General features: G+C 72.2%; 24 protein-coding genes and 1 tRNA gene. 10 read left to right on the forward strand and 15 right to left on the reverse strand.

Annotated features, from left to right (window positions below; genetic code table 11):
• Window positions 1-6: 6 nt before the first annotated feature.
• Complete coding sequence (locus ACFRAL_RS01640) at window positions 7-660, reverse strand: PadR family transcriptional regulator (protein ID WP_336394137.1); 654 nt, start codon at window positions 658-660, stop codon at window positions 7-9.
• A gap of 296 nt (window positions 661-956) precedes the next feature.
• Here ACFRAL_RS01640 and ACFRAL_RS01645 point away from each other — a divergent pair, with 296 nt between their 5' ends.
• Window positions 957-1880, forward strand: a complete 924-nt coding sequence (locus ACFRAL_RS01645) for a hypothetical protein (RefSeq protein WP_378879035.1) — start codon at window positions 957-959, stop codon at window positions 1878-1880.
• A 183-nt stretch (window positions 1881-2063) separates the two neighbouring features.
• Window positions 2064-2990 carry a hypothetical protein gene (locus ACFRAL_RS01650; protein ID WP_378879038.1) on the forward strand — a complete coding sequence of 309 codons (927 nt, stop codon included), beginning with the start codon at window positions 2064-2066 and terminating at the stop codon, window positions 2988-2990.
• 4 nt (window positions 2991-2994) lie between these two features.
• Here the strand turns inward: ACFRAL_RS01650 and dcd are convergent, their stop codons facing one another.
• The gene (gene dcd / locus ACFRAL_RS01655) at window positions 2995-3600 is read right to left on the reverse strand and encodes a dCTP deaminase (protein ID WP_378879041.1); all 606 of its coding nucleotides are present in this window, start codon (window positions 3598-3600) and stop codon (window positions 2995-2997) included.
• Window positions 3601-3657: 57 nt separating this feature from the next.
• Between dcd and ACFRAL_RS01660 the strand changes: the two genes are divergently transcribed.
• From ACFRAL_RS01660 to ACFRAL_RS01680, 5 genes are all read left to right on the forward strand, one after another.
• A tRNA-Gly gene (locus tag ACFRAL_RS01660) sits at window positions 3658-3731 on the forward strand.
• Window positions 3731-3961, forward strand: a complete 231-nt coding sequence (locus ACFRAL_RS01665) for a hypothetical protein (protein ID WP_378879043.1) — start codon at window positions 3731-3733, stop codon at window positions 3959-3961. Before ACFRAL_RS01660 ends, ACFRAL_RS01665 begins: the two co-directional genes overlap by 1 nt.
• Window positions 3962-4072: 111 nt before the next feature.
• Window positions 4073-5584 carry a DUF222 domain-containing protein gene (locus tag ACFRAL_RS01670; protein ID WP_378879046.1) on the forward strand — a complete coding sequence of 504 codons (1512 nt, stop codon included), beginning with the start codon at window positions 4073-4075 and terminating at the stop codon, window positions 5582-5584.
• 249 nt (window positions 5585-5833) lie between these two features.
• Window positions 5834-6259 carry a pyridoxamine 5'-phosphate oxidase family protein gene (locus ACFRAL_RS01675; RefSeq protein ID WP_336394132.1) on the forward strand — a complete coding sequence of 142 codons (426 nt, stop codon included), beginning with the start codon at window positions 5834-5836 and terminating at the stop codon, window positions 6257-6259.
• Between the two features lie 21 nt (window positions 6260-6280).
• Window positions 6281-6964, forward strand: coding sequence for a hypothetical protein (locus tag ACFRAL_RS01680; RefSeq protein ID WP_378879049.1), 684 nt, complete (start codon window positions 6281-6283; stop codon window positions 6962-6964).
• Window positions 6965-6986: 22 nt separating this feature from the next.
• Here the strand turns inward: ACFRAL_RS01680 and ACFRAL_RS01685 are convergent, their stop codons facing one another.
• The 13 genes from ACFRAL_RS01685 to ACFRAL_RS01745 all read right to left on the reverse strand — a co-directional run bounded on the left by ACFRAL_RS01685 (window position 6987) and on the right by ACFRAL_RS01745 (window position 21169).
• Window positions 6987-7628, reverse strand: a complete 642-nt coding sequence (locus tag ACFRAL_RS01685; RefSeq protein WP_378879052.1) for a DUF6226 family protein — start codon at window positions 7626-7628, stop codon at window positions 6987-6989.
• A 94-nt stretch (window positions 7629-7722) separates the two neighbouring features.
• Complete coding sequence (locus ACFRAL_RS01690; protein ID WP_378879055.1) at window positions 7723-9489, reverse strand: beta-galactosidase family protein; 1767 nt, start codon at window positions 9487-9489, stop codon at window positions 7723-7725.
• 126 nt (window positions 9490-9615) lie between these two features.
• The gene (locus tag ACFRAL_RS01695; protein WP_378879058.1) at window positions 9616-10251 is read right to left on the reverse strand and encodes a bifunctional 4-hydroxy-2-oxoglutarate aldolase/2-dehydro-3-deoxy-phosphogluconate aldolase; all 636 of its coding nucleotides are present in this window, start codon (window positions 10249-10251) and stop codon (window positions 9616-9618) included.
• Window positions 10252-10363: 112 nt separating this feature from the next.
• Window positions 10364-11281, reverse strand: a complete 918-nt coding sequence (locus ACFRAL_RS01700; RefSeq protein ID WP_378879061.1) for a sugar kinase — start codon at window positions 11279-11281, stop codon at window positions 10364-10366.
• Between the two features lie 30 nt (window positions 11282-11311).
• On the reverse strand, window positions 11312-12163 hold the full coding sequence (gene kduI, locus ACFRAL_RS01705; RefSeq protein ID WP_378879064.1) for a 5-dehydro-4-deoxy-D-glucuronate isomerase: 852 nt from the start codon (window positions 12161-12163) through the stop codon (window positions 11312-11314).
• A gap of 42 nt (window positions 12164-12205) precedes the next feature.
• Window positions 12206-12970 (reverse strand): 2-dehydro-3-deoxy-D-gluconate 5-dehydrogenase KduD, encoded by a 765-nt coding sequence (kduD, locus tag ACFRAL_RS01710; RefSeq protein ID WP_336394125.1) that lies wholly within the window; start codon window positions 12968-12970, stop codon window positions 12206-12208.
• Window positions 12967-13848: a fumarylacetoacetate hydrolase family protein gene (locus tag ACFRAL_RS01715; protein WP_378879067.1), complete on the reverse strand. Its 882-nt coding sequence runs from the start codon at window positions 13846-13848 to the stop codon at window positions 12967-12969. The genes kduD and ACFRAL_RS01715 overlap by 4 nt, the downstream gene beginning before the upstream one ends.
• On the reverse strand, window positions 13845-15047 hold the full coding sequence (locus tag ACFRAL_RS01720) for a glycoside hydrolase family 88 protein (RefSeq protein ID WP_378879070.1): 1203 nt from the start codon (window positions 15045-15047) through the stop codon (window positions 13845-13847). The genes ACFRAL_RS01715 and ACFRAL_RS01720 overlap by 4 nt, the downstream gene beginning before the upstream one ends.
• A 46-nt stretch (window positions 15048-15093) precedes the next feature.
• Window positions 15094-15783 (reverse strand): ferredoxin-NADPH reductase, encoded by a 690-nt coding sequence (locus ACFRAL_RS01725; protein WP_336394122.1) that lies wholly within the window; start codon window positions 15781-15783, stop codon window positions 15094-15096.
• A 4-nt stretch (window positions 15784-15787) separates the two neighbouring features.
• Complete coding sequence (locus tag ACFRAL_RS01730) at window positions 15788-16747, reverse strand: carbohydrate ABC transporter permease (protein ID WP_378879073.1); 960 nt, start codon at window positions 16745-16747, stop codon at window positions 15788-15790.
• On the reverse strand, window positions 16747-17679 hold the full coding sequence (locus tag ACFRAL_RS01735) for a carbohydrate ABC transporter permease (RefSeq protein WP_378879076.1): 933 nt from the start codon (window positions 17677-17679) through the stop codon (window positions 16747-16749). Before ACFRAL_RS01735 ends, ACFRAL_RS01730 begins: the two co-directional genes overlap by 1 nt.
• An 81-nt stretch (window positions 17680-17760) precedes the next feature.
• The gene (locus tag ACFRAL_RS01740) at window positions 17761-19065 is read right to left on the reverse strand and encodes an ABC transporter substrate-binding protein (RefSeq protein ID WP_378879080.1); all 1305 of its coding nucleotides are present in this window, start codon (window positions 19063-19065) and stop codon (window positions 17761-17763) included.
• Window positions 19066-19114: 49 nt separating this feature from the next.
• Window positions 19115-21169: a DUF2264 domain-containing protein gene (locus ACFRAL_RS01745; protein WP_378879083.1), complete on the reverse strand. Its 2055-nt coding sequence runs from the start codon at window positions 21167-21169 to the stop codon at window positions 19115-19117.
• A 194-nt stretch (window positions 21170-21363) separates the two neighbouring features.
• Here ACFRAL_RS01745 and ACFRAL_RS01750 point away from each other — a divergent pair, with 194 nt between their 5' ends.
• The 3 genes from ACFRAL_RS01750 to ACFRAL_RS01760 all read left to right on the forward strand — a co-directional run bounded on the left by ACFRAL_RS01750 (window position 21364) and on the right by ACFRAL_RS01760 (window position 25971).
• A complete protein-coding gene (locus ACFRAL_RS01750) occupies window positions 21364-23343 on the forward strand; it encodes a heparinase II/III family protein (RefSeq protein WP_378879086.1) in 1980 nt (659 codons plus the stop codon).
• The gene (locus ACFRAL_RS01755; RefSeq protein WP_336394116.1) at window positions 23340-24446 is read left to right on the forward strand and encodes a substrate-binding domain-containing protein; all 1107 of its coding nucleotides are present in this window, start codon (window positions 23340-23342) and stop codon (window positions 24444-24446) included. The genes ACFRAL_RS01750 and ACFRAL_RS01755 overlap by 4 nt, the downstream gene beginning before the upstream one ends.
• A gap of 61 nt (window positions 24447-24507) precedes the next feature.
• Window positions 24508-25971 carry a glutamate-cysteine ligase family protein gene (locus ACFRAL_RS01760; protein ID WP_378879089.1) on the forward strand — a complete coding sequence of 488 codons (1464 nt, stop codon included), beginning with the start codon at window positions 24508-24510 and terminating at the stop codon, window positions 25969-25971.
• Window positions 25972-25983 lie beyond the last annotated feature (12 nt).

Here is a 25983-nt window from a genome sequence, read left to right on the forward strand (position 1 = left end):
GGCCGGTCACACGCCGTCTGCGTGACCGGACTCCCAGGCCGCGCGGCCCGGGGCGAGCATGTCGCTCACCTGATCGCCGTGCGTCGCCGGCGTCACCGTGTCGGGCCAGTCCGCGATCTGCTGCTCGGCCCAGTCGGCCCACGCGAGGATGTGGTCGTAATGGCCGATCATGAACGTGTTGGCCAGTGCGAACAGGTGCTTGCGCTCGGGGAACGTGCCGCCGGTCGCGCTGATGAACGCCGCGTAGCGGGCGAACAGGTCGCGTTGGGCGAGGGCCCGCTCTCGCGTCTGCGCGAGGGTCGAGCGGAGGTCGTCGAGCGATCCCTGATCCGAGAGCAGCACGCGCACCATGCCCTCGAACTCGAACGACGGCGGACGCACCGGCGTCGTCAGCCACCGGGCGAGGGCCTCGCGCCCCTCGGGGGTGATCGAGTAGATCGTGCGCGCGCGCTTGCCGGTGTGCTCCTGGCGGGTGTCGACGAAGCCGGCATCGCGGAGGCGATTGAGCACCGCGTACCGGCCGCGATCGGCCGACGGCCACAGCTCGGCGACGCCGCGGCCGAGCTGCTCGGCCAGCTGGTACGCCGACCAGTCGCGCGCGGCGAGGAGACCGAGGGTCAGGTACGCCGTCGTCGAGAGCTCGCGCTCGGGCACCGGCATCCTCTCCTCCTCCCCTGCGTCGCTGCGGATCCGGCACAGGATCGGATCGGCTCGGGACGTGAAAGGGTATCCCGCTCGCGACAGATCGACCCTATACTGCAGAGTGCAGTAAGCGCGGATAGGCGCTGTGGGAGCGCATCTGCGCATTCGGCGGGCCGACGTGGGGACGAGGACCGCCGCAGCGGCGGGCGATCGTGGGGATCGCCCGCCGCCATCTGCCCGTGTGCGCGCGGCGGGAGCGCCGGGATCACCGGGATCAGCGCCGGGTCCGCCCCGGGTGGGGCAGGATGGCATCGATGTCAACGCCGACCGACTCTTCGCAGGACGAGCTCCGCGCACTGCGTGAGCGCGCCTACGGTCCGGATGCCGACATCCACGACGATCCCGTCGCCCTCGCGCGACTGCAGGAGCTGCAGATCCAGGACCAGGCGGCCCGCGCGGCCGCTCGGGCCGCTGTGCCGTCGTCTCGCGCGGCAGGAGCCGGACCGGCCGATGACGCCTCCGACGCGAGAGCGACGGATGCCGCGTCGCCTGGGGAGTCCCTCGATCGAGGCTTCGGCGCCGCGACGTCGACGAGCACGCTGGTCGCTCCTGGCGCGCTGCGCATGCCCGGAACGGACGCAGACCCGCTCACGACATCCGACCCGGAGGACGGGCCGGCGGGCACGCCGTCCGGGGCTTCGGATCCTGCCGCACCGTCGGACGGCGAGGACGCCCTCGATCCCGACGAGAGCGGTCAGGCGCCTCCGCGACCGTGGTGGCGACGACGCATCCCCGTGCTGTGGGCGGCGTCCGTGGTCGCGGGAGTGCTGGTCGGCGTCGGCCTCACGCTCGGGACGCAGGCGATCGAGGCCGGCCGGATCGCCGTGCTGCAGGAGGATACCGCCGCCGAGTGGCCGGAGGAGTGGTTCGGGTCCCAGCAAGGCGGGCGGGTGTTCGACGAGTTCCACGGGCTCACCGTGCTGGTGTTCCCGCAGTCCTTCGGCCCCGACGGCACGCAGACCTGCCTGTACGTCGTCACCGACCAGGGCGGCGGTTTCGGCGCGGGCAGCTGCGGAGCCGGCTCCTACCCGGCGATCGCGTCGATGGAGGTCGGCCGCCTCTCCCCCGACGAGCTGCGAGACGCCTTCCCCGACGGCACCGCCCTGCAGTTCGTGCACGAGGGCTCCACGGTGAACGTGTACGCGAAGGCCCCCAGCCTGGTCGAGCCGACGCCGTGAGACGACGGATGCCGCGGGCCGCGGCATCCGTTCATCGAGGCGCCGCTGGCCGCCGACCCGGCACGGGGAGTACGGTGGCGGCAGCGCCTCGGCTCGGGGGTCGCCGTGACCGATCGCGGCGGAGGGCGGGCGGCGCAAGCTGGATCGCCATGGCCGCCGGTCCGGTGTGGGGAGGGCGCGCTCATGTCGACATCCGAGCAGCCGGTGACGGGCGACGAGCTGCGTCTGCTCCGCGCCCGCGCCTACGGGCCGGACGCGGACATCCTGGACGACCCGGAGGCGATGCGCCGACTGCGCGAGCTCGAGGAGCAGGCGCGGCTTGCCGGGGAGGCATCCGATCCCGCGGCGTCCGGGGCTGTGGCATCCGGTTCGGAGGCGGCCGGTTCTGCGGCGGCCGGTTCTGCGGCGGCCGACCCCGGCGCTGAAGACCCCAGGGCGATCGCTGCGGCGACGTCCGCCGGAGCGGCGGCCGACCCGACCGCGAACGCCCGGCGCGAACCCGAGGACGCGGTGCACAGCGGCGTCGCCGAGGCACGGAGCGGTCGGGCCGATGACGCTGACACCGATGCAAGCCGCACCCAAGACGGGGTTCCGCCCGCGGACGCCGCGCAGGGGCCGTCGCCGACCCCCGTTCCGGCGGGCGGACCGTGGTGGCGGCGGACACGGACACTGTGGATCGCCTCCGTCGTGCTCGCAGCTGTCGTCGCCTCGGCGGTGACGCTGGCGGCTTCGACGCTGAGCACCGGCCGGGTCGCCGTGCTCGCGATCGATCCCGACGCCGAACCGCCCGACGGATTCTTCGATCAGGCGGGTGAGGGCGTGGTGTTCGAGGAGTTCTTCGGCCTGACCGCCGTCCTCGCGCAGCAGGTGTGGACGCGCGGCGAGGTGCTCGACTGCGTCTTCGTCCGCTCAGCGGCGGGCGACGCGCAGATGGCCACCGGCGGCTGCGCCGGCGGCGGCTTCCCTCCGACGGCGGCCATGGTGGTCACGCCGTCGTTCCCGCGGGAGCTGCGCGAGCGGTTCCCGGACGGCACCGCGCTGCAGTTCGTCGTCGAGGGCTCCGAGGTGCACGTCTACGCGAAGGAGCCGGTGGTCGATCCCACCCCGTGAGGGCTCAGGCGCCGCGGCTCCCGGCATCCGTCGCCCCGACATCGGTGCGGTGGAAGTTCTGGAACGATCGGGATGCCGTCGGCCCGCGCTGACCCTGATACCTGTTGCCGTACGGGCCCGAGCCGTAGGGGTTCTCGGCCGGAGAGGTGAGGCGGAAGTAACAGACCTGGCCGATCTTCATGCCGGGCCAGAGCTTGATCGGGAGCGTCGCGACGTTGGAGAGCTCCAGCGTGACGTGCCCGGTGAAGCCCGGGTCGATGAAGCCGGCGGTGGAGTGGGTCAGCAGGCCCAGCCGTCCGAGCGAGGACTTGCCCTCGAGGCGGGCGGCGATGTCGTCGGGGAGGGAGATCTGCTCGAAGGTCGACCCCAGCGCGAACTCCCCCGGGTGCAGGATGAACGGCTCGTCGGGCTCCACCTCGATGAGGCGCGTGAGGTCGGGCTGGTCCTCGGCCGGATCGATGAACGGGTACTTGTGGTTGTCGAACAGCCGGAAGTACCGATCGAGCCGCACATCGACGCTCGAGGGCTGCACCATCGCGGGCTCCCACGGGTCGAGCGCGATGCGCCCCGCGTCGATCTCGAGCCGGATGTCGCGGTCACTGAGCAGCACGGAGTCAGCCTAGCGGGGCGGTCCTGTTATGCTGGCCGGGCGCCGTAACAGGCGCTCGGGGCTGTAGTTCAATGGCAGAACTTCTGCTTCCCAAGCAGACAGCGCGGGTTCGATTCCCGTCAGCCCCTCCATGTCAGTCCGACGACGACTGCCGCTTCCTGTTCGTCCGCCCTCGCGACCGCTACCTCACGCTCCGGCCGGAGCGCGACGTGATGCCGCGACCGAGCTGATCGCCGTCAAGTCGACGACCCGCGAGCTCGGCGCCGGCCAGGCGCCCGCGCTGCTGCAGCGCTTCGTCGACGAGGAGCTCGCGCGCGCCGAGGGCGTACGAGACGCTTCCGCTCCCGCACGATCCCGCTGAGGCGCGGGCACGCGCCGATGTGGTGTTCCGACGGGTCGTGGGCTGATCGGGCCTGTTGCGGCGTCGCCCATCGGCCTGCTCGATGTCGGAGGTCCGTCGTACATTTGTTCTATGAAATCCTCGGCGCCCGCCTCCCCCGCGATGCGGTTGACGGATGCCGCGACCCGGCTCGCAGAGCGGCTCCCGGCGGCTCCCCTCGAGCTCGCGGCGCTCGGTGACGAGGACCTTCTCGCCGTGCTGGCGGACGCCACCGATGCCCGCAAGGCTCTCGAGCTGATCGTCGCGCGCGCCTCGGCCGAGGTGTCGCGCCGGTCGGCACGGGATCTCGGCTACGAAGGGCTCGCGCAGCGGAAGGGAGCCCGCACCGGGACCGCGCTCGTGCAGCAGATCACCGGGTTGGGACGGTCCGACGTCGCGCGGGCGGTCGAAGCCGGCACGGAGCTCTCCGGCGCGGAGCCCTCCGGCGCGGCGGGGTCGGGGACTCCCGTGTGCGGCACGGAAGAGGCGGCGCACGGCGCGACCCGGGCGGACGTGCCGGAGTGGCATGAACTCCTGTGCGATGCGCTCTCCGGTGGTGGCATCTCGCAGGCGCAGTTCCACGCCATCCGGACGGGTCTCGGCGAGCCGCCGGTCGATCGCTACCCCGACCTCGCACCCGACTTCCTCCCGCAGGCCTGGACCCGTGCGGTTCGGCTGCTGCTCGAGGAGGTCTCGGCGTTCCCTGTGGAGGAGCTGCGGCAGCAGGCGCGCATCGCCCGTGACCGGCTCGACCCGGTAGGCGTCACCCTGCGATTCGAGGAGCGCTTCGCGGCCCGCTCGTTCCGCCGGTGGATCGACGAGAGCGGGCAGCGGCACGCGCACATCCTGTTCGACGACGACGCCGGCGCGTGGGTCGACGCGCTCCTGCAGGCCGCGCTGCGCCCGCGTCGGGGCCCCCGGTTCGTGGGGTCTGACGCGGTCGACAAGGCACGCGCGGCCGAGTCGGACGACCGGACCAACGAGCAGCTGCAGTACGACACGATCATGGCGGTGCTGCGCACCGGTGCGCACGCGGACCCGGAGCAGGCTTTCGGCGACCGTCAGCCCGGCGTGCGCATCGTCGTCGAGGCGGCCGCCATCGCGGCGGCCTCGGGCCGGGCGGAGATGCAGGTCGCCGGAGTCGGCCATCTCGAAGACGGTGGACACGCGGTCCCCGGCGGAGTGATCGAGGCGCGGCTGTGCGACGCCGGAGCCGTCGCCGTGATGTGGGGCTCGGACGGGCGTCCGCTCGACGTCGGTCGCGAACTGCGACTGTTCACCCGAAGGCAGCGCATCGCCATCGCCGCTCGCGACGGCGGCTGTGTGTGGCCATCGTGCAGCGCCCCGGTCTCGCAGTGCGAATACCATCACATCGATCACTGGTGGGAGGATCACGGCCGCACCGACGTCGACGACGGCGTCGCCCTGTGCCGCAACTGCCACCTGCGACTGCACAATCAGCGATGGCGCATCTCGCGAGAGCGCGACGCCGCCACGGGCGCCGACACCTACTGGCTGCATCCACCGCCCGACCCCCTGACCGGAGAGCTCGGCGAGCGCGTCGGGCTCACATCGAAGTCGCCCCGCCGCTTCGCGATCGCCTGACCCCTGCGCTCGGGCGACGCGTCGCAGCCGGCCGCGTGAGGCTGCGGCCTGCCGCGGGGCCGGTAGGTGGGGCCTGTAGGTGGGCGGCGGTTGGGTGGGCTGGCCGGGGGTGGGCTGGCCGGTGGGTGGGCTGGTCGGTCGGCGTCCGGTGAGCGGGCCGCAGGGCCAGTGGGTGGCTGGCCGGCGGGTCGCGGTATCCGTCGTCCGGGCCTCTGCAGAATCCCCGCACGGCTGTCGTACTGTGAGCGGGTGAGCTTCGATCCCGGGGACGTGTCGGCATTCACGGCCTTCGTGCGCGCTCGAGGCCAGGGCGTCGTGGCGACCGTCTCTCCTTCGGGCGCGCCCGAAGCGGCGCTGGTCGGACTGGCGACACTCGACGACGGAACGCTCGTGTTCGACACGCACGCCGCGTCACGAAAGGCCGAGAACCTCCGCCACGACCACCGGATCGCCGTGGTCGTCGGCACGGTCGACGAGCTCTCGGTGCAGATCGAGGGCTTCGCCGCCATCGCGCACGGCGCGCATCGCGAGCGCTACGGCGCCGCGTACGCCGCGCAGTTCCCCGGATCACACGCGCTCGATCCGGACTTCGCGGTGGTCGCCATCCGCCCCTCGTGGGTGCGCGTCTACGACGCCTCGGTCACCCCCGCGCGTGTGTCGGAAGCGCGCTGGTGATCCTCCGCTAGATTCATCGTCGTGCTGCCACGCCTCGCCCCGCTCCTCATCGCCTCCGCACTCCTGCTCACCGGCTGCACCTCCTCCGGCTCCACCGCCGAGGCCGTCGCCACGACACCGGCGACCGACACATCGCAGACCCCGACGCCGACCCCGACGGCGACCGAAGCCCGCGCGCTGGTCCTCGGCGTCGAGAGCATCGACCTCGTCGACGGCGCAAGTGCGGAGAGGTTCCCCCTCTACGACGACGCAGAACCGCTGCTCGCCCTCGTCGAGGAGCTCACCGGCCAGCCGCGCAGCGGCCAGCCGCGCAGCGGCGAGGACTTCGAGGACCCATGGGGCAACGGCGAGGTGATGGGCACCGTCTACCGCTGGGACGACGTGTGGGTGTCGGTCCTCGAGGGCGGCGGACCGACGAGCGTCACCGTGCTCTCCGCGTCGGTCGGAGATACGCCCGCGCGGACCGCCGACGGCATCACCGTGGGCAGCGCTCGCGACGACGTGCTCGCCGCCGGCGGGTGGGACGACTGGGATGAGGACGGGGACGGCATCGCGGACCACCTGGGCATCGACGAGCAGGAAGCCGAAGGAACGCAATCCCTCACCCGTCCCGGCGAGACCGGATGGAACTTCGTCGGCATGACGCTCGACGGGGACGCCGTCACCGAGTTGCGCACACCGGCGAACGACTACTCCGACCTCTGAACACCATCACCCGACCGGGCGATCACCGCTCGCGGACCGGCCAGGGCGCCCAGACACGACCTGCCTTCAGAGCACGCCTCGCTGACCGCCAGCGGTCGCGCGGGTAGTCCTGGCGGCGGCTCGATCCGCCGCGCCAGCCCCCTGCGGACTCGAGGCGGAACGTCACAGGGAGCCGGCCCCGCCCACTGATGCTCTCGGACAGCCCGCCGCTCACCACACTGACCACGGTCTCCTCCAGCTCGTCGGCGCAGCGCTCCCACGTCTCATCGCAGGCGTCGCAGCCGCACGACGGGAAGACCGCATCGTGCAGCAGCCCGAGATGCAGATGGATGCCGGGGAAAGAGGTGAACACGAAGGTCAGCGGCGACGCCGCCTCATCTGCGGGCCGGACCCGCACTGCGCGTAGCGGCTGCGGCGGCGGCCGGAGCAGGTCCGCGGCGACGCCGAGGGAGTCCTCGACCGTGACGTCGTACGACGTGGCGAGCCAGTCGATCAGCGCGTCCGCGACCTCGTGCAGCGGCGCGAACCGCTCCAGGTTGCTCGTCACCGAGTACGAATCGCCCGGCGGCGAGTCCCCGCCCCACCGCTCGCCGTAGCGGACCACGACGCCGTCCGCGTCCACGAACGCGCGCGGCGCGGGCGAAGGACGTACGTAGTCCGGCATCCCGACACCGTACCGCGGGCGGCTCGTCGCAGGCCGGCCGGCCTCTCGCCCCACGGAGATGCCACGCACCGCCGGCTGCTCGTCGCGTCGCGGGCTACTCGTCGCGCTGGCCGAGATCCGGCTCCGCCACGAATCGGGCGATCGGGTCGGCGACGCGGTCGAGCTCGATCACCACGATGGTGTTCTCCCCCGCGACGAGCGCCGCCGCCGGCACGAAGAGCGTCCGCTGCGGACCGCTCGACCAGTACCTGCCGAGCAGGAACCCGTTGACCAGCGCGAAGCCCTTGCCCCAGCCGGCGGTGTCGAGGAACAGATCGGCAGGCTCGTCGAGCGAGAAGGTCCCCCGCATGCCGAACGGCGCCACACCGGCCGGCCGAACCGCGTCCACCATCGGCGCGGCCGCGACGCGACGCGCGGCGTCCTCGAGGTCGATCGCCGTCGACGACCACCCCGAGACGGCCGCACCGTCGAGGGTGACGGGCCCGATGAGCCCCTTCGCCTCGCCGAGGTGCGGCCCGTAGTTCACGCGCCCCTGCTCCTCGACCAGCACCCGCACGTGCCGGCCTGCCGGCACGACGAGGGCATCCTCATGGCGGGTGCGCGAGAGCGTGCCGACGGATACGCCGCCGACCGACACCCATGCGTGGTCGCGGACCTCGCCGACCCGCAGCACGCCGCCCCGGCCTCCCGGCAGATCAGCCTCGTATACCACCAGGGCCCCGAGGTGCCCGAGCTCCTCGAACGTCGGCGGGTCACCCGCCGCAACTCCCGCCGCAGTCCCGGCCGCAGCGCCGAACTCGACGACGTCGAGCGCGACCGTCAGCTCCGGCGCGGGGCCGCTCGCCGGCGGCACCTCGTCGGGCACGGGCGCGTAGCGCGCGATCACCTCGCGGAAGGCGAAGTACTTCTCCGTCGGGTCGCCGCGCTCGTCCAGCGGCGCGTCGTAGTCGTACGACGTCACGATGGGGAGGAAGCGCCCCTTGTGATTCGCCCCGTTGGTCAGCCCGAAGTTCGTTCCGCCGTGGAACATGTAGAAGTTGACGGATGCGCCGGACGCGAGGAGCGCCTCGAGCTCGGCCGCGGACTCGTCCGCCGACGTGGTGTGGTGGTACGCCCCCCACCAGTCGAACCAGCCGTCCCAGAACTCCGCGCACATCAGCGGACCCGTCGGTTGATGACGGCGGAGCGTCTCGAGGCGCTCGGTCGCCCGCGAGCCGAAGGAGCCCGTGAGGTGAACGCCCGCGACGCTCCCGTCGCGCAGCATCTGGTCGGTCGGCTGGTCGATCGTGGTCAGCGGCACGGTGATGCCGGCATCCTTCGTCACGCGCACCAGGTGCTCGAGGTACGCCGTGTCGTCACCGTACGCGCCGTACTCGTTCTCGATCTGGACGAGGATCACCGGTCCCCCGCGATCGATCTGCCGGGGCGCGACGATGTCGTACACACGCTCGAGGTACGCCGACACCTCGGCGAGGTACGCCGGCTCGGAGCGGCGCAGCCCGATGCCCGGCATCCCCGTCAGCCATGTCGGCAGGCCCCCGTTATGCCATTCGGCGCATATGTACGGGCCGGGCCGCACGATCGCGTGCATCCCCTCGGCGGCGACGAGATCGAGGAACGCCCCGAGGTCGTTCCAGCCCGTCGCATCCCACTCGCCGCGGCGAGGTTCGTGGGCGTTCCACGCGACGTACGTCTCGATGGTGTTGAGGCCCATCAGGCGCGCCTTGCGGATGCGGTCGGCCCACTGGCCGGGGTGGACGCGGAAGTAGTGCAGCGCCCCGGAGAGCACGCGGAACGGCTCGCCGTCGAGCAGGAAGTCGGTGTCCCCGATCGCGAACGATCGGACCGTCGCGCCGGTCACCGGGCGGAGCCGCTGCGTGCGCTCAGCACCTCGGCGAGGGGCGCGAGCGGCGAATACTCCACCAGCCCCGCGCCCACCCCCCCAAACCCCACCCCCCCCGCGGAGTAAAAGGCCACCGTTGTCCCCTTAAAGCCCCCCGGGGGGGCGGGGGCCGCCCTCCCCGCCCCCGCCCCCCCCCCCCCCCACCGCCGCAACGCGCACGCCCGCGTCGAGGAACTCGTCGACGTTGGACGCGTTCAGGCCGCCGGTGGCGACGAAGCGCACCTGCGGGAACGGCCCGCGGATGTGCGCGAACCAGTCGCTGCCGAGCCAGGTCGCCGGGAACGCCTTGAGCCAGGTGAGCCCGAGCGACACGGCCAGCTGCACCTCGCTGGGCGTCGCGACGCCGGGGAGGATCGGGATGCCGGCATCCTGCGCCGCCCGCACCACGACCGGGTCGAGCCCGGGCGACACGAGATAGGACGCACCGGCGTCGGCGGCCAGCGCCACCTGCTCGGGGGTGATGATCGTGCCGGCGCCGACGCTCTTGCCGCGGGTCGCGCCGATGCGGACGACCTCCCGCAGGGCGCGCTCGTCCTCGTCGGTCTGCAGTGGCACCTCTACGGAGTCGATGCCGAGATCCCACGCGGTCTCGGACAGGCGGACGGAGCGCTCGACGCCCATGCCCCGCAGGATCGCCATGAGCGGCGCCCCGGCGAACGCCGTCTCGAACCAGGCGCCCTGGGCTGCGGCATCCGTGCTGCTCGTCGATGAGGTGGTCATTCGGAAGTCCTTCGTTCGTCGCGTTCGGTCATCATCTCGGGTTCGGGGCGCACGACGCGCGTTCGGGGCGGACGGCGCGCGCCCCGAACGCGCGGGACGCGCCCCGAACCCGTCATGCGGTCGGGCCGCCGGGCAGCGGCACCCGCGCGGCGGGCTCGTCGATCGAGTCGGTGGTGGTCTGGAGGGTGCGCGCGGCGCGCTCGTGGCCGGCGCGCAGCCGGGCGGGCACGGGCGCGCCGGAGAGGCGCCCGGCGAGGTATCCGCCGGCGAACGCGTCGCCGGCGCCGACCGGCTCGACGACCTCGACGACCAGGGCGGGCTCGAACACCTCGTCGGCGCCGACGAACGCCGTCGCGCCGACGTCGCCGTCCTTGACGATGAGCTCGGCTACCGCCGGCAGCAGCGCCCGCACCTCGGCGGCGGTGGCGGTGCCCCACAGGGTCTCGGCCTCGTCGCGGCCGACGAGCACGATGTCGGCGGCGCGGGCCAGCTCGAGCAGCACCGGGGCGGCGGTGGCGGCATCCCACAGCGGCGCGCGGTGATTGACGTCGAACGACACCGGCACGCCGTGCTCCCGGGCGCGCGCCATGACGCGGGCGAGGAAGGACGACGCGGATGCCGAGATCGCGGCCGTGATGCCCGACACGTGCAGCAGGTCGACGCCGTCGAACGCCACCGCGTCGGCGTCCGCGTCGCTCAGGTGGGCGGCCGCGGAGCCCCGGCGGTAGTAGAGGACGCCGCTGCCGGGGTCCTTCACGTACAGCCCGGTGGGGTGCGCACCGTCGAACACGACCCGCGACACGTCGACACCGCGGGCGGTGAGCTGCCGCGCGATGCGGTGGCCGAGCGCGTCGTCGCCGAGGCGGCTGAACCAGACCGCGCTGTGGCCGAGCGCGGCCACGTGGGCGGCGACGTTGGACTCCGCGCCCCCCGCGTCGAGGAGGAAGGCGTCCGCGTCCGACACGGGCGTCGCGACGACCGGCGTGACCATCGCCATCGTCTCGCCGATCGCGAGCAGCGTCAGGGGCATCGCCCCAGCGTAGTCAGGCTGCGGCATCCGTCAGCGCAGGTCGGTGACGGGCGCGGCATCCATGTCGTCGAAGGCCTGGTTCTCGCCCGCCATCGCCCAGACGAACGTGTACGACGACGTGCCGACCCCCGAGTGCAGCGACCACGACGGCGAGATGACGGCCTGGCGGTCGGCGACGACGAGGTGACGCGTCTCTTCGCGCTGGCCCATCAGGTGGATGACGCGGGCGTCCTCGGGCAGGTCGAAGTACAGGTAGCACTCGGTGCGACGGTCGTGCGTGTGGGCGGGCATGGTGTTCCACATGGAGCCCGGGTGCAGCTCGGTGACGCCCATGACGATCTGGCAGCTCTTGACGCCGTTCTCGTGGATGTACTGGTTGAGCGTGCGGCGGTTCGAGGTGAGCTGGTCGCCGAGCTCGCGCACGGTGCCCTCGCCGGGCGAGACCAGCGCGGCCGGGTAGGCGGTGTGCGCCGGTGCCGAGAACAGGTAGAACTGCGCGCCCTGGTCACCGGAGCCGTCCACGTCGGCGAACGAGATCGAGCGGATGCCGCGGCCGAGGTACAGGCACGCGCCCTTGACGAGCGCGTAGACCTCGCCGTCGGCGGTGACCGTGCCGGTGCCACCGACGTTGATGATGCCGACCTCGCGGTGCTCGAGGAAGTAGTCGCTGCGGATCTCGGGGTAGCCGCCGAGCTCGAGCACACCGCCGGCGGGCACGGCGCCGCCCAGCACGATGCGGTCGTGGTGCGTGTACGTCAGGCGGATCTCGCCGGGCACGAACACGTCGGGGATGAGGTAGGTGTCGCGCAGGTCCTGGGTGGTCATGCCCGGGATCTGTGCGGGGTTGGTCGCGTAGCGCTGCGGGATGTGCGTCTCGGTCACGGGTTCTCTCCTGGTGTGCGTGAAGGCCTGTGGGGCGTGAGGTCAGCGGACGAGCCAGCCGCCGTCGACGGGGATGACGGCGCCGGTCACGTAGGCGGCGGCGTCCGAGGCGAGGAAGACGAACACGCCCTGCAGATCGGATGCCTCGCCCCAGCGCCCCGCCGGGATGCGCGACAGGATCGACGCGGCGCGGTCCTCGTCGGCGCGCAGCGGCGCGGTGTTGTCGGTCGCCATGTAGCCGGGGGCGACGGCGTTGACGGTGACGCCGGCGGCGGCCCACTCGTTCGCCAGCGCCTTCGTCAGCCCGGCCACCGCGTGCTTGGACGCGGTGTATGCCGGAACGAGAATGCCGCCCTGGAACGACAGCATGGACGCGACGTTGATGATGCGTCCGCTCCCCTGAGCCAGCATGTGGCGGCCCGCGGACTGCGACAGGTGGAACACGGCGTCGAGGTTGATCGCGAGCACGTCGTCCCAGTCGCCGAGCGGATAGTCGACGGCGGGCGCGCGGCGGATCGTGCCGGCGTTGTTCACGAGGATGTCGAGGCCGCCGAGCTCGGCGATCACCTCGTCGACCGCGGACGCGAGCTCGTCGGGGGTGGCCGAGACGAGGTCGCGCTGCACGCGGTGGACGCGGCGGCCGGTCGCGGCGATGAGGTCCGCGGTGGCCGAGGCGTCGCCGCGGTCGAGGAGCGCGACGTCGGCACCGGCCTCGGCGAGCGCGACCGCGGCACCCTGACCGAGCCCCCGGCTCGACCCGGTGACGAGCGCGACCTTGCCGTCGAGGCGGAACGAATCGAGGATCATGCGGCGGCCTCCGGGTGGGCGACGAATCGGGTGGTGAGCTCGCCGATGCCCGAGATCCGCACGGTGACCGCGTCGCCGTCGGCGAGCGGGCGGTGCGCGTCCTGGGCGGCGGGCAGCTTCTGCGGGGTTCCGGTCGAGACGATGTCGCCGGGCTCGAGGGTCAGCACCTGGCTGAGGTGATGGATGACGAACGCCACGCTGAAGATCGTGGTCGAGGTCGACTGCGACACCGTGACGACGCCGTCGCGCACGACCTCGACGAGGAGGTCCTGCGGGTCGGGCACCTCGTCGGGCGTCACGACCCAGGGGCCGAGGGGTGCGAAGCCGTCCGAGCACTTGCCCAGCGCCCACTGGCTCTGCCGCCGCTGCCACGCGCGGTCCGACACATCGTCGAGGATCGTGTACCCGCCGACGTGGTCGAGCGCGTCCTCCAGCGACACCCGCTGCGCGCGGCGGCCGATGACGACCGCCACCTCGCCCTCGTAGTCCACGTCGGTCGCACCCGGCGGGATCACGACCGGCTCGTTCGGCCCCGCCAGCGTGTTCGGGGTCTTCACGAACACGTCGGGATGTTCGGGGTCGTTCGCGGTCGGATCGGTGCCGTCCGGCACGTGACCGCGGTAGTTGTAGCCGAGGCACAGGATCTTCCCCGGCGTCACCGGTGCGAGCAGCGCCGCGGGGTCGAACGGCGCCAGGAGCGAGGCGTCGGCGGCGGCCGCCCTCTGACGCGCGGCGGCCAGCGACGCGGCATCCGTCAGCAGGTCCTCGACCGAGCAGGCGAGGTCGCCGAGGTCCAGCAGCCGTTCGCCCTCGGCGCCCGCGACGACCGCACCGGGCCGCGGTCCCCCGTCGACGCCTGTGTACCTGACCAGCCTCACCAGTACTTCCTCCACTCGGGGCGCGCGACCCGCATGAGGGCCTCGAGGTAGAAGTAGTCGCCCCAGAGGGTACCCTCGTCGACGCCGTTGTCCTTCGGCAGGTCGTAGACCGAGTGCAGGAGGAGCGCGTCCGAGTCCTCGGGAGCGGCCGGGGCGTAGTTCTCGACGAGCGACGCCAGGATCGCGTGGGCACGCGTCGTCCACTCGGCCGCGCGCGCGGCATCCGTCTCCACCTTCGCCAGCTCGAGCAGTCCGCACACCGCGATGGCTGCGGCCGAGCTGTCGCGCGGCGCGTCGCTGCCGTCGGTGTACACGAGGTCCCAGAACGGCACCTGGTCGGCGGGGAGGTGCCGCAGGAAGTACTCCGTGCAGCGGCGGGATGCCTCGAGCAGGCGCTCGTCGCCGGTCACGGCATAGTTCATCGCGAAGCCGTAGATGCCCCACGCCTGGCCACGCGCCCAGCACGACTCGTCGGACGCGCCCTGCTCGGTGGCGCCGCGGAGCGGCTCGCCGGTGGCGGCATCCCAGTAGAACGTGTGGAAGGTCGAGTCGTCCTCGCGCAGGATGTGGTCGCGCAGCTGCGCGGTGTGGCGTGCGACGGCGTCGGCGAAGCGCTCCTGGCCGGTCTGCTCGTGCGCCCAGGTCAGCAGCGGCATGTTCATGAGGCTGTCGATGATCGTGCGGCCGCGCTGCGCCGGGTCGGAGAGGTCGCCCCACGCCTGGATGATGCCCGCGGGCTCCAGGAACCGGCGCATCAGGTGGTCGGCGGCCAGCAGCGACGCGTCGCGGGCGGCCGGATCGCCGACGAGCCGCCACGCGGCGACCGTCGACAGCGTGTACAGGAAGCCCAGGTCGTGGGTGTCGAGGTCCTCCTCGGCGCGGACGCGGCGCGCGAAGTCGGCGACGTCGACCAGTGCGGCCTCGCGGAACGCCTCATCGCCGCTCAGCTCCCACCCGAGCCACAGCATGCCGGTGCGGAAGCTGGTGGTCCAGCCGCGGTTGCCGCCGCGGGGGATGGATCCCTCGGCCGGGCGCAGCTCGTAGCGGTCGTCCACCGTCGTGTCGCCGGGGTACGCGCCGCCGAAGGTCGCGATGTTGCGCCGGACCGTCGACAGGGCGGCGTCGATCGCGCCGGCGACGGCCACCGGCGAGTCGGCGGGCGTGGCGGTGGTGCCCGAGACGGGCGAGGTGGACGTCATGGAGGAATCCTTCGAAGCAGGGGAACGGAGAACGGATGCCGCGGGCTCAGGCTTGCGCGGCCGCCTTCTCGTCGAGGTCGAGCACGGGGCGGAGCGTGAAGCGGGAGTTGGTCCACGCGAAGTACAGGGCGGCGGAGGCGGTGAGCCCGAGGCCGAGCGCGGGCGCGGTGGCGAACACGGCGGCCTGCGCCACGAGTGCGAGCAGTGACGCGGCGGTGAGGTACCAGCGCTTGAGGCTCAGGTAGAGACTCGCGCGCAGCACGTCCCGCATCCGGGCGGCCGGCGCCTCGGCGAGCGCGACCAGCGCCACCAGCCCCACCGCGACCGCCACGAGCACGAGCACCGCCAGCAGCGGCACCGTGACCACCGCGACCGCCGTGTTCGACAGCATCCGCACATCCACGAGGAGCACCACGACCGCCGCGGTGACCGCCGCACCGATCAGGAGCGCCCGGCGCCACGTGTCGCGCAGCCCGGCGGCGAACGCGCGGATCGGGCCGAGCCCACCTGCGCCGTGCTCGCGGAAGGCCCGGAACGCCGCGGCCACGCCCGGTGCCGCGAGCGGCGCCGCGGCGGCCACCAGCGGCCAGGAGTGCAGCGGATCGGTGGTGGCGAGCACCGCGACCAGCGGCAGGCACGCGATCACCAGCAGCAGGTTGACCACGAGCGCGAGGTAGATGATCCCGATGAGGGACGCCCACATCTCGTGCGACACCAGGCCGTTGAGCTTCTTCATGCGCTCAGCCCTTCAGACCGCTCGTCGCGATGCCCTCGACGAAGTACTTCTGGCCGAGCAGGAAGATGATCGCGATCGGGATGACCGAGATCGTCAGCCCCGCGAACAGCAGCGCGTAGTTGGTGTCGTAGAGGTTGGAGACGAAGCTCTTCAGGCCCAGCTGGATCGTCCACAGGTCGGGGTTGCGCAGGTAGATGAGCGGCCCGAGGTAGTCGTTCCACGTGTTGACGAAGGTGAGCAGCGTCAGCGAGGCCAGGGCCGGGATCGACAGCGGCAGCATGATCTTGCGCCAGATCGCGTATTCGCTGAGTCCGTCGATGCGCGCCGCCTCGGAGAGCTCCTCGGGGATGGTCTCGTAGAACTGCTTCATCAGGAACACGCCGAACGCGCCGAACGCCTGCAGCAGGATGATCGCCCACAGCGTGTTGGACACCTTGAAATTCGACAGCAGGATGAACTGCGGGATCATGTACGACTGCCACGGCACGGCGATGGTGCCGACGTACAGCAGGAACAGCACGTCGCGGCCGCGGAACCTCATGCGCGCGAAGCCGTACGCGGCGAACGATCCGGTGAGCACCTGCAGGAACGTGACGACCACCGCGAGGAACAGCGTGTTGCGGATCCAGACGAGCATGTTCGACTCGGTCCAGATGTCGAGATAGTTCTGCCACACGAAGGTCTCGGGGAGCCACTTCACCGGCACCGAGAAGACCTCGTTGGCCGACTTGAACGAGCTCAGCACCATCCACGCGAACGGCGTCAGCAGCCCGATCGCGAAGACGACCAGTGCGACGTACATGGCGATCCGCGCGGCGCGCCGCCCGGGGGTCATCTTCTCGCGGGACGTCGGCGCCTGCATGGGCGGCTCCTCGGCGAGCTTGCGCAGGCCGCGGCGCGCCTCGGACGGCGCCGTGTAGTCGGCGACCAGGAGCTCGGCGTCCTTCTCGATCTGCTCGGCCATCAGCTGCTCCGCTTCTTGTTCCAGAGGAACTGCACGATCGTGACGATGATGCACATGAAGAACAGCGCCACCGCGGCCGCCGAGGCGTACCCGAACTGGCTCTCTTCGAAGCCCTTGCGGTAGATGAACTGCGACATCACGAGGGTGGACTGACCCGGGCCGCCGTCGGTCATGACGAGGATCAGGTCGAAGATCTTGAACGAGTTGATCGTCAGCATCACGGTGACGAAGAACATGGTGGGGCGCAGGCACGGCAGCGTCACGTTGACGAACCGCTGCCAGACACTCGCCCCGTCGACGCGGGCGGCTTCGTGCAGCTCACGGGGCACCGTCTGCAGGCCCGCGAGGAACAGGATCATGTAGTAGCCCATGTCGCGCCACGTGCCGACGATCACCACGGCCGGCATCGCCCACTCGGGCGAGGTGAGCCATCCGGGCGGGTTCTGGATGCCGATGAACCGGAGGAACTCGTTGATCGGGCCGTACTCGGGGCTGAAGAGCAGGTTCCACACCACGGCGATCGCGACGATCGAGGTGATGTAGGGGAAGAAGGCGGCGGTGCGGAAGAACGCGACGCCGCGGAGCTTGTTGTTCAGCAGCAGCGCCAGACCCAGCGAGACGGCGATCGTCAGCGGGATGTGCAGCGCGGAGTAGTACAGGGTGTTGAGGACCGAGATGCGGAAGCTGCCGTCGCCCAGCAGCCGCTCGAAGTTGTCCAGGCCCACCCAGTTCGCCGTGCCGAAGACGTTCCAGTTCGTGAACGACATGTAGAAGAGCACGACGATCGGGATGAGCGTGAGCAGACCGAAGCCGAGGAAGTTCGGAAGGATGAAGCTCCATCCGATGAGGGTGTTGCGCAGCCGCAGCTTCGAGCGCCGTCGGCGCACGGGCGGCGGCGCGGTGCCGGCCTCGGTGGCGGTGATGGTCGCCATGGCGGACCTCCAGGGGATGGATGGGTGAAGCGGGGGGATGGTGACCGGCCCGCCCGCAGCGCGGGCCGGTCACCGAGAGGATCAGTCGAGGCCGACCTCGTTGGCGACGCGGTCCTCCGCCTCGGCGATCGCGTCCGACACCGATGCCGAGCCCGACATGATCGCGGTGTGCATGTCGCCGAGGATGCCCTGGATCGCCGCAGCCTTGTTCGACGTCGGGTTCTCGGGGTGCACCTCGTGGGTCGAGTAGGCGAAGGCCGACAGGTCGTCGGTGGGGGCGCCGTCGACCGAGAAGTACGTCTCGACGACCGCGTCGGTCAGCAGCGCCGGCGTGATGCCGATCTCGGCGAGGATCTGAGCGCCTTCCTCACCGGCGGCGAACGCGAGGAACTTCTTCGCGGCGGCGACCTTGCCCTCGTCGATCGCGGCGTTGATGCCGAAGCCGGTCGGGTCGCCGAAGGTCACCGGGGTGTTGTCCAGGCCCGCGGTCTCGGAGTCGGCCTGCGGGATAGGCGCGATGCCCCACTCGAAGTCGTCCGCGTCGCCCGAGGCCTGCTGGGCGATGAGTGTGGCCACGAACCAGGTGCCCATGGGCAGCATCGCGGCGTTCTGCTTGCCGAACTCGCCCTGGTAGGTGAGCTGGTTCGCCTTCGCGGTGTTGAAGTCGACCTGGTCGCCGGCGTCCTGCAGCGCGAGGACGTTCTCGTAGAAGGGCGCCATGTAGCCGTAGTCGCCCTCGAGGATGTCACCGTCGGACTGCGCGTTCGCGAAGCCCTGGACGGTCGACTGCCAGTTGTGCAGGTAGGCGGCCTTGGCGGCGCTGCCGGCACCGGCGAGGCCGCTGTTCAGCTCGGCGGCGGCGTCGGCGTAGTCGTCCCACGTCCACGATCCGTCGGGGTACTCGACGCCCGCCTCGTCGAACAGCGCCTTGTTGTAGTACAGCACCCACGAGTCGTTGCGGTAGGGCACGGCGTAGGCGGTGCCGTCGACCTCGTACGAGGCCGCGCCGCTGATGCCGTCGGGCAGCTCGACGTCCGACACGTCGAGGAGCTGGCCGCCCTCGACGAACGTCGGGACGAACTTGACCTCCTTCTGCGTGATGATGTCGGGGCCCGCGCCGGCGGCGAGGTCGGCGGTGAGCAGCGTGTTGTACTCGGCCGCGTCGTAGCCCTTGACCTCGACGGTGATGTCGGGGTTCTCCTCGTGGAACGCATCGGCGAGCGCCTGGAACTCCGGCGTCGTGTCGAGGCTCCAGCCCGAGAGCGAGAGGGTGATCGGGCCCGATTCCTCGGGCGCGGCGGCCTCGTCGCCGCCGCCACTGCAGCCGGCGAGAGCGAGCGTTGCGACCACGGCGACGCCGGCCGCGGCAGCGTATGAGCGCTTCATTCTGGGGGTACTCCTTTGTGATTGCGGACCCGCCCTCGGGCCCGTCGGGTTACCGGTTCGCGGGGGATCCGGGGTGTGCGAGGCGACTCGTGGTCGCGGTCCCGTCCGGCCAGCTGACCGTGACGGTGGTCGGGGAGCCGTGCGCGTCGACGGCGACGGCCGCGCCGACGGGCGACGCGAGGTCTGCGGTGGTGAGCTCGACGAGCGTCGCGACCCACTGCCCCACCTCGACCGGGTACGACACGACCGGCACGCCGGCGACGGGTCCGAGCGGACTGGCGTCGTGGCGGATCTCGATCGCCGTCTCGCCTTCACCGAGCAGGCGACGGATGCTGCTGCGCAGCCGTGCGGCAGGAGCCGACGCCCGCGGGCCCGTGCCAGGGGCCGGTACGCGCGGCGTGTCCGACACGACCGAGGCTGCGGCATCCGTCGTCTCCTGATCGACCGACTCGGCCGCGACGGCCCAGCCGCCCACGCGGAGGCGGAGCGACGCGGCGGTCACGCCGGATTCGAGCGCGTCGACACGGGCGAGGCGCACCTCCCACGGACCGCGCACGAGCGAGTGCACCTCGACGGTGCCCGCGACCTCGATCTCGCCGTCGATGCCCGAGCCGTGACGGTGGGCGGAGGGGCGCGGCGCGATCCAGTGGGCGCGCGAGACGGACGCGGCGATGCCGATCCGGCCCCCCTCGTCGTCCTGGACGCGGACGTCGATGAGCTCCATGGCGGATCGGTGGGTGGCGCGTCCGGCCGCGTCGACGAGGGCGACGGACTGCTCGAGAGGCTCCTCCCACGCCCGCTCGTCCGCGAGCGGGCCGGCGGCGGTCGAGTAGCCGATGCGGGCGTAGAGGGGCGAGTCGCCGACGAGGGCGCCCTCGGCGGCGTGGTCGGTGCCGTGGTTCACGATGCGTACGATGCCGTCGGCCCGCGTGCCCGAGACGACCCAGCCTGCCGGCCGCACGGTGCGCAGCTCGTCGCCCGACTCGATGGGCAGCGGCTCGGTCTCGGCCGCCCACACGGGGTGGTCGGCGGGAAGCGCGATGCCGAGGAGTCCCTTCACAGCCCAGTACGGGGAGCCGGGACCCGAGTAGGACTGCGCGAGCTGGCGCCACTCGTGGTGCCAGCCCATGGTGAGGACGCCGTCCTGCGCCGGGACGCCGGCGTCATGGAAGTGAGCGACCACGGCGTTCGCCGCGCGGCGCAGCTGCCCGAGCGGCACGGAGGGGACCTCGGCGAGCGCGCCGACCCAGAACGGCGCGGCGGCCGCGAAGCGGTAGATGAGGCTGCGGCCCTGCACGAGCGGCGAGCCGTCGGCGCCGACCAGGCACACGGCGTCCTGGAGGAAGCGGTCGAGCCGCGCGATGTCGGCGGCGGTGCGGCCGGCGGCGAGCGTGTCGGCGCCCTGCATGCGCGACCACAGCACCGGGTAGGTGTGGAGGGCCCAGCCGACGTAGTGGTCGTACGAGCGCTCGAACCCGTCCGAGATCCAGCCGTCCTCACGCACGAGCGCGTCATGCAGGGCGAGATCGTCGGCGATGTCGTCGGCCGACCAGGGCCCGCCGACGGAGCGCAGGAACGTCTGCACCACGACGCGGAACCAGAGCCAGTTCGTCTTCGGGTAGCCCGCATCGCCGACGACCGGAGAAAGGTAGTCGATGACGCGCTGCTGCGTCAGCTCGTCCAGGCGGTCCCAGATCCACGGGCGGGTCATGTCGAGCACCAGCGCCAGGGACGCCGCCTCGACCTTCGCCTGGGCGTGCTCCTCCAGACGCACCCAGCGGTCCTCGGCCTGCGGGTCAACGCCCGTCACGATGCCGCGGCGGTAGAACTCGGCGAGCTCCTCGGTGCCCTCGCCGCGGGCGCCGGCGATGCGGAAGCCGGCGAGCAGGAAGGTGCGCGCGAAGCCCTCGAGCCCGTCGACGGCGTGCCCGTAGCCGCCCTCGGCGCCCGGGAAGTGGATGCGCCCGGCGCCGGGCGACGCGAACGAGCGGGCGGTGTCGAGCAGGCGGTCGGCGTAGGCGAGCCACTCGTCGCGGGTCCAGTCGACGCGCGCGCCGGCGAGCGGTGCGGTGCGGCGCGCTGTCTCGTGCTGCTGGACTGTCACTCGGGATCTCCCTCGATGCCGTCTTCTCGCCGCTGGTTCGGGCCAGCGGAAAGCGAACGTTCGGGAGCGTATCAACCGTTTTCGTTCATTGCAAGACTGGTTTCGGCTTGTTATGATCGTTTCTGATCGTTTAAAGCGATCGCCGGCGCCGCCGATGGCGTCGTTCCCCGGCTGGAAATCAACGAGGAGGACCCTTGGCCACGGCGACCGTGCCCTTCGAGGGAGTGCTGGCTGACGCCTACCACCGGCAGGCGGGCGCCGGCTCGGCCGGCTTCGCCGCAGCGCTGGCGGGTCTCCTCGTCGCACCCGGACGGGCGCTCCCCGTCGCGTCCTCGGAAGACCGGGGCGTGTGGGGGGCACGCGGCAGCGCCGACCCCTCGGGCGTCGCCGACATGCTCGAACGCGCCGCGGCGGACGGCACCGCGCCGTGGCCGGTGCCGCTCGCCACCGACGCCGCCCGGCTCCATGACGACGGCGACCGTGAGGGATGGGAGCGCATCGTCTTCGAGCGCCAGCGCCGCGTCGCCCGCGCCGCGATCGCCGCCGCGCACCACGCCGACGACCCCGTCCTCGGTCCCGGATGGCTCGCCGAGGTCCTCGACGGCGTGTGGCTCATCTGCGAGCAGAGCTCGTGGTGCTGGCCGGCCCACGACGACGCCTTCCGCGAGCGCGGATCGGTGCTGCCTACGGTGGAGTCCCCGTACCTCGACCTCGGCGCCGGCGAAGCCGTCGCGCTTCTGACCTGGATCGACCACCTCCTCGGAGAACGGCTCGAAGCCCGGTACCCCGGCATCCGCTCCCGCATCCGCCGCGAAGCCCGCGTGCGGGTGTTCGAGCCGTTCACCCTTCGCCGCGACTGGCACTGGATCGGCCTGGACGGCGACGTCCACAACTGGAACCCGTGGATCCACGGCAACGTCCTGACCGCGGCCCTCCGGCTGCTCGACGACCCGGCCGAGGCCGACGAGCGCGCACGCATCGTCGGCCTCGCGATCGAGGGCATCGACCGGTACGTCTCGGCGCTCCCCGCCGACGGCGCCATCGACGAGGGCTACGCCTACTGGTGGAACGGCGCCTGCCGCGCCCTCGAGGCGCTCGACATCGTGCGCCACGCCACCGGCGGCGTGCTCGACGCCTCGGGCATCCCGGCGCTGCGCGAGACCGTCGCCTTCCCGCACCGCATGCATCTCGGCGGCGACTGGTACCTCAACGTCGCGGACGGCCAGGCCCGTCCGCCGGCCGCACAGCCGTGGCACGCCCTGCATCGCGCGGCACGCAGCGCCGGAGACGCGGATGCCGCGGCCCACGCCGCCTCGCACCGCATCGCCGGCATGCCCGCCGCGACCGAGCACGAGGGCTTCGGACGCCTGCTGCGGGGCATCACCGACCCGGAGTGGGTGGGCGCCGACCGCGCGGCGTCGCCGCTCCCCCGCGACGTGTGGCTCCCCTCCACCGAGGTGATGCTCGCCCGTGAGCATGGCGGCACGGCGCGGGGCCTGACGGTCGCGGTCAAGGGCGGCCACAACGGCGAGCACCACAACCACAACGACGTCGGGTCGTACGTGGTCGCCTCCGACGGCGTCCCCGTCATCGTCGACGCCGGCCGGCCCACGTACACCCTGCAGACCTTCGGCGAGGGTCGCTACGACATCTGGACCATGCAGAGCGGCTGGCACAACGTGCCCGTGATCGCCGGGCACGAGCAGAGCCCCGGTCCGCGGTTCGCGGCGGCTGCCGTGGCGGCGTCGGCCGAGGAGGACGCGTCGTCGCTCTCGCTCGAGCTGTCGGGCGCCTACGCCGGTGCGACGGGCCCGTGGCGGCGGTCGGTGCGGCTCGAGCGATCGTCGCGGCGCGTCGTCGTCGGGGACCGCTGGACGCCTGCCCCCGCGCACGAGCCCGGGAGCCCGCGGACCTCGGTGCGGATGCTGCTGGCCGGCGAGGTGCGCCGGGAGGCGGCATCCGTCATCGTCACCCCCGTCGGCCCAGCGACGCCGGTGCGCATCTCGTGGCCCGAGGGGATCGAGGCCGATCTCGTCGTGCGGGCCCTCGACGACCCGATGCTCGCGGACGTGTGGGGCGCGGCACTGACCCGCCTCGATCTCGACGTGACGACGCGTGATGGCATCGCGGTCACGGTAGAACTGGACCTGACGAACGCGGAGGACGCCCGATGACCGACCAGACACCGGCGCTGCTGGCCGCCGAGCGGCGCGCCCACGTGCTGGCGATGCTCGAGCGGGACGGCGCCGTGCGGGTCGCGCAGCTGATGGACGATCTCGGCGTCGCGCCGGTGACGCTGCGCCGGGACCTGGCCCAGATGGAGCGCGAGGGCCTGCTCGTCCGCGTGCACGGCGGTGCGGTTCCGTCGGCCGGCGGCTTCGACGACGCGGATGCCGCCCCCTCGGCCGCCCCGTCCCGCACGGGTTCCATCGCGATGCTCGTGCCGTCGCTGAGCTTCTACTGGCCCAGCGTCGTGCGCGGCGCCGAGACCGAGGCGACGCGCCACGGCTTCCGGGTCGTGCTGCGCGGCGCGTCGTACGAGCTGCAGGACGAGCGTCCGGTGCTCGAGCGCCTCGTCCACACCGAGGGGGTGCGCGGGCTCGTCGTCGCCCCCAACACCGACACCCCCCACGCGCAGGACGTCGTGCAGTGGCTCGCCGGCTGCGGCGTGCCGAACGTGCTCGTCGAGCGCGACGCGGTGCTGCTGCCCGACCGCAGCCCGGTCGAGAACGTCACGACCGACCACGCGCTGGGCGCCGTGCTGGCCGCGCGTCACCTCGCCGCGCTGGGGCACCGCAAGGTGGGGCTCATCATCGCGCGGGACTCCCCCACGTCGCGCAAGATCGCGGCCGGGTGGCAGGCGGCCTGCCTCGAGCTGGGGCTGACGCCCTCGGACCACTTCGAGACCAGCCTCCCGCCGCGCACCAGCCCGGACTTCTCCGCGGTGGTCGACGCGACGCTGGACGCCGCGCTGTCGAACTCGGTCACGGCGATCCTCGTGCACTCCGACCCCGAGGCGATGGCCTTCGTCGACCTGGCGCTCAACCGCGGCATCTCCGTGCCCGGGGACCTCTCGATCGTCGCCTACGACGACGAGGTGGCCGAGCTCTTCACCCCGGCGCTCACCGCGGTCAGCCCGCCGCGGGCCGCCGTCGGAGCCGCGGCCGTGGAGCTGCTCGCGCGCCGCCTGGACGATCCCACCCGCCCCGTGCACCGCGTGGTGCTGAACCCGACGCTCAACGTGCGCGACTCGACGGCGCCGCCGCGGGGCGCGTAGCAGTCCACGGCGCCGCGGCGGTTCGCTGGCCGCCTGCGGAGGCGGTCGCTAGAGTGCCGCCATGGGGGAGGACGTCCAGGCACAGGAGTTCACCCGCGCCGATCGCACGCGTCACCGCGAGAAGGTCCGGCGCAACCTGGACGTGTTCGCACGCATGCTGCGCGAGGCGCACTTCGACACCGACGACCCCATGACCGGCCTGGAGGTCGAGCTCAACCTCGTCGACGACGCCGGCGACCCCGCCCTGCGCAACGCCGAGGCGCTGGACGCGATCGCGGATGCCGCGTTCCAGACCGAGCTCGGGCAGTTCAACGTCGAGATCAACGTGCCGCCCGCCCGGCTGCGGCTGGACGGCCTGCGCACGTTCGAGGAGGGCCTGCGCCGCAGCCTCAACAACGCCGAGGCGAGATCGTCGACGGTGGGCGCGCACCTCGTCATGATCGGCATCCTCCCCACTCTCGCCGAGGAGCACCTGCGGCCGGCGAGCATCAGCGCGAACCCCCGCTACCGCCTGCTGAGCGAGCAGATCCTCGACGCCCGCGGCGAGGACATCTCGATCTCGATCGCGGGTCCCGAGCGACTGGACGCCACGGCGGACTCGATCGTCCCGGAGGCGGCGTGCACCAGCATGCAGCTGCACGTGCAGACCTCACCGGAGTCGTTCGCGGCGTACTGGAACGCCTCGCAGGCGATCGCGGGCGTGCAGCTGGCGGTCTCGGCGAACTCCCCGTACCTGCTCGGCCGTGAGCTGTGGCGCGAGACGCGGATCCCGCTGTTCGAGCAGGCCACCGACACCCGCAGCGAGGAGCTCAAGGCGCAGGGCGTGCGGCCGCGGGTGTGGTTCGGCGACCGCTGGATCACGTCCGTCTTCGACCTCTTCGAGGAGAACGTGCGGTACTTCCCGCCGCTCCTTCCGATCGTGCACGACGAGGATCCCATGGCGGTGCTCGACGCCGGCGGCATCCCCGGACTGGACGAGCTCCGCCTCCACAACGGCACGATCTACCGATGGAACCGCCCGGTCTACGACATCTCGGCCGGCGTGCCGCACCTGCGCGTCGAGAACCGCCTGCTCGCGGCCGGCCCGACCGTGGTCGACATGGTCGCCAACGCCGCGTTCTACTTCGGTCTCGTCCGCGCGATCGCCGAGAACGACCGGCCGCTGTGGTCGCAGCTGTCGTTCAGCACGGCCGAGGAGAACTTCCACACCGCCGCCCGAGACGGCATCGACGCGCAGCTCTACTGGCCGGGCGTCGGGCAGGTGCCCGCCACCGAGCTGGTGCTGCGACGGCTGCTGCCGCTGGCCCACCAGGGACTCGAGGCGTGGGGGGTGGAGGCATCCGTCCGCGATCGCCTCCTGGGTGTCATCGAGGGGCGCTGCATCACCGGCGTCACCGGGGCCACCTGGTTCGTGAACAGGGTGCATGAACGAGCCGGCATGGAGCGGTACGACGCCCTCCGCGCCACGCTGCGCGAGTACCGCGAAGCGATGCACGCCAACGAGCCCGTGCACACCTGGACGTGACCCGGTTGCCGG

Source organism: Microbacterium sp. NPDC056736 (assembly GCF_042790415.1).
Taxonomy (GTDB): Bacteria; Actinomycetota; Actinomycetes; order Actinomycetales; family Microbacteriaceae; genus Microbacterium.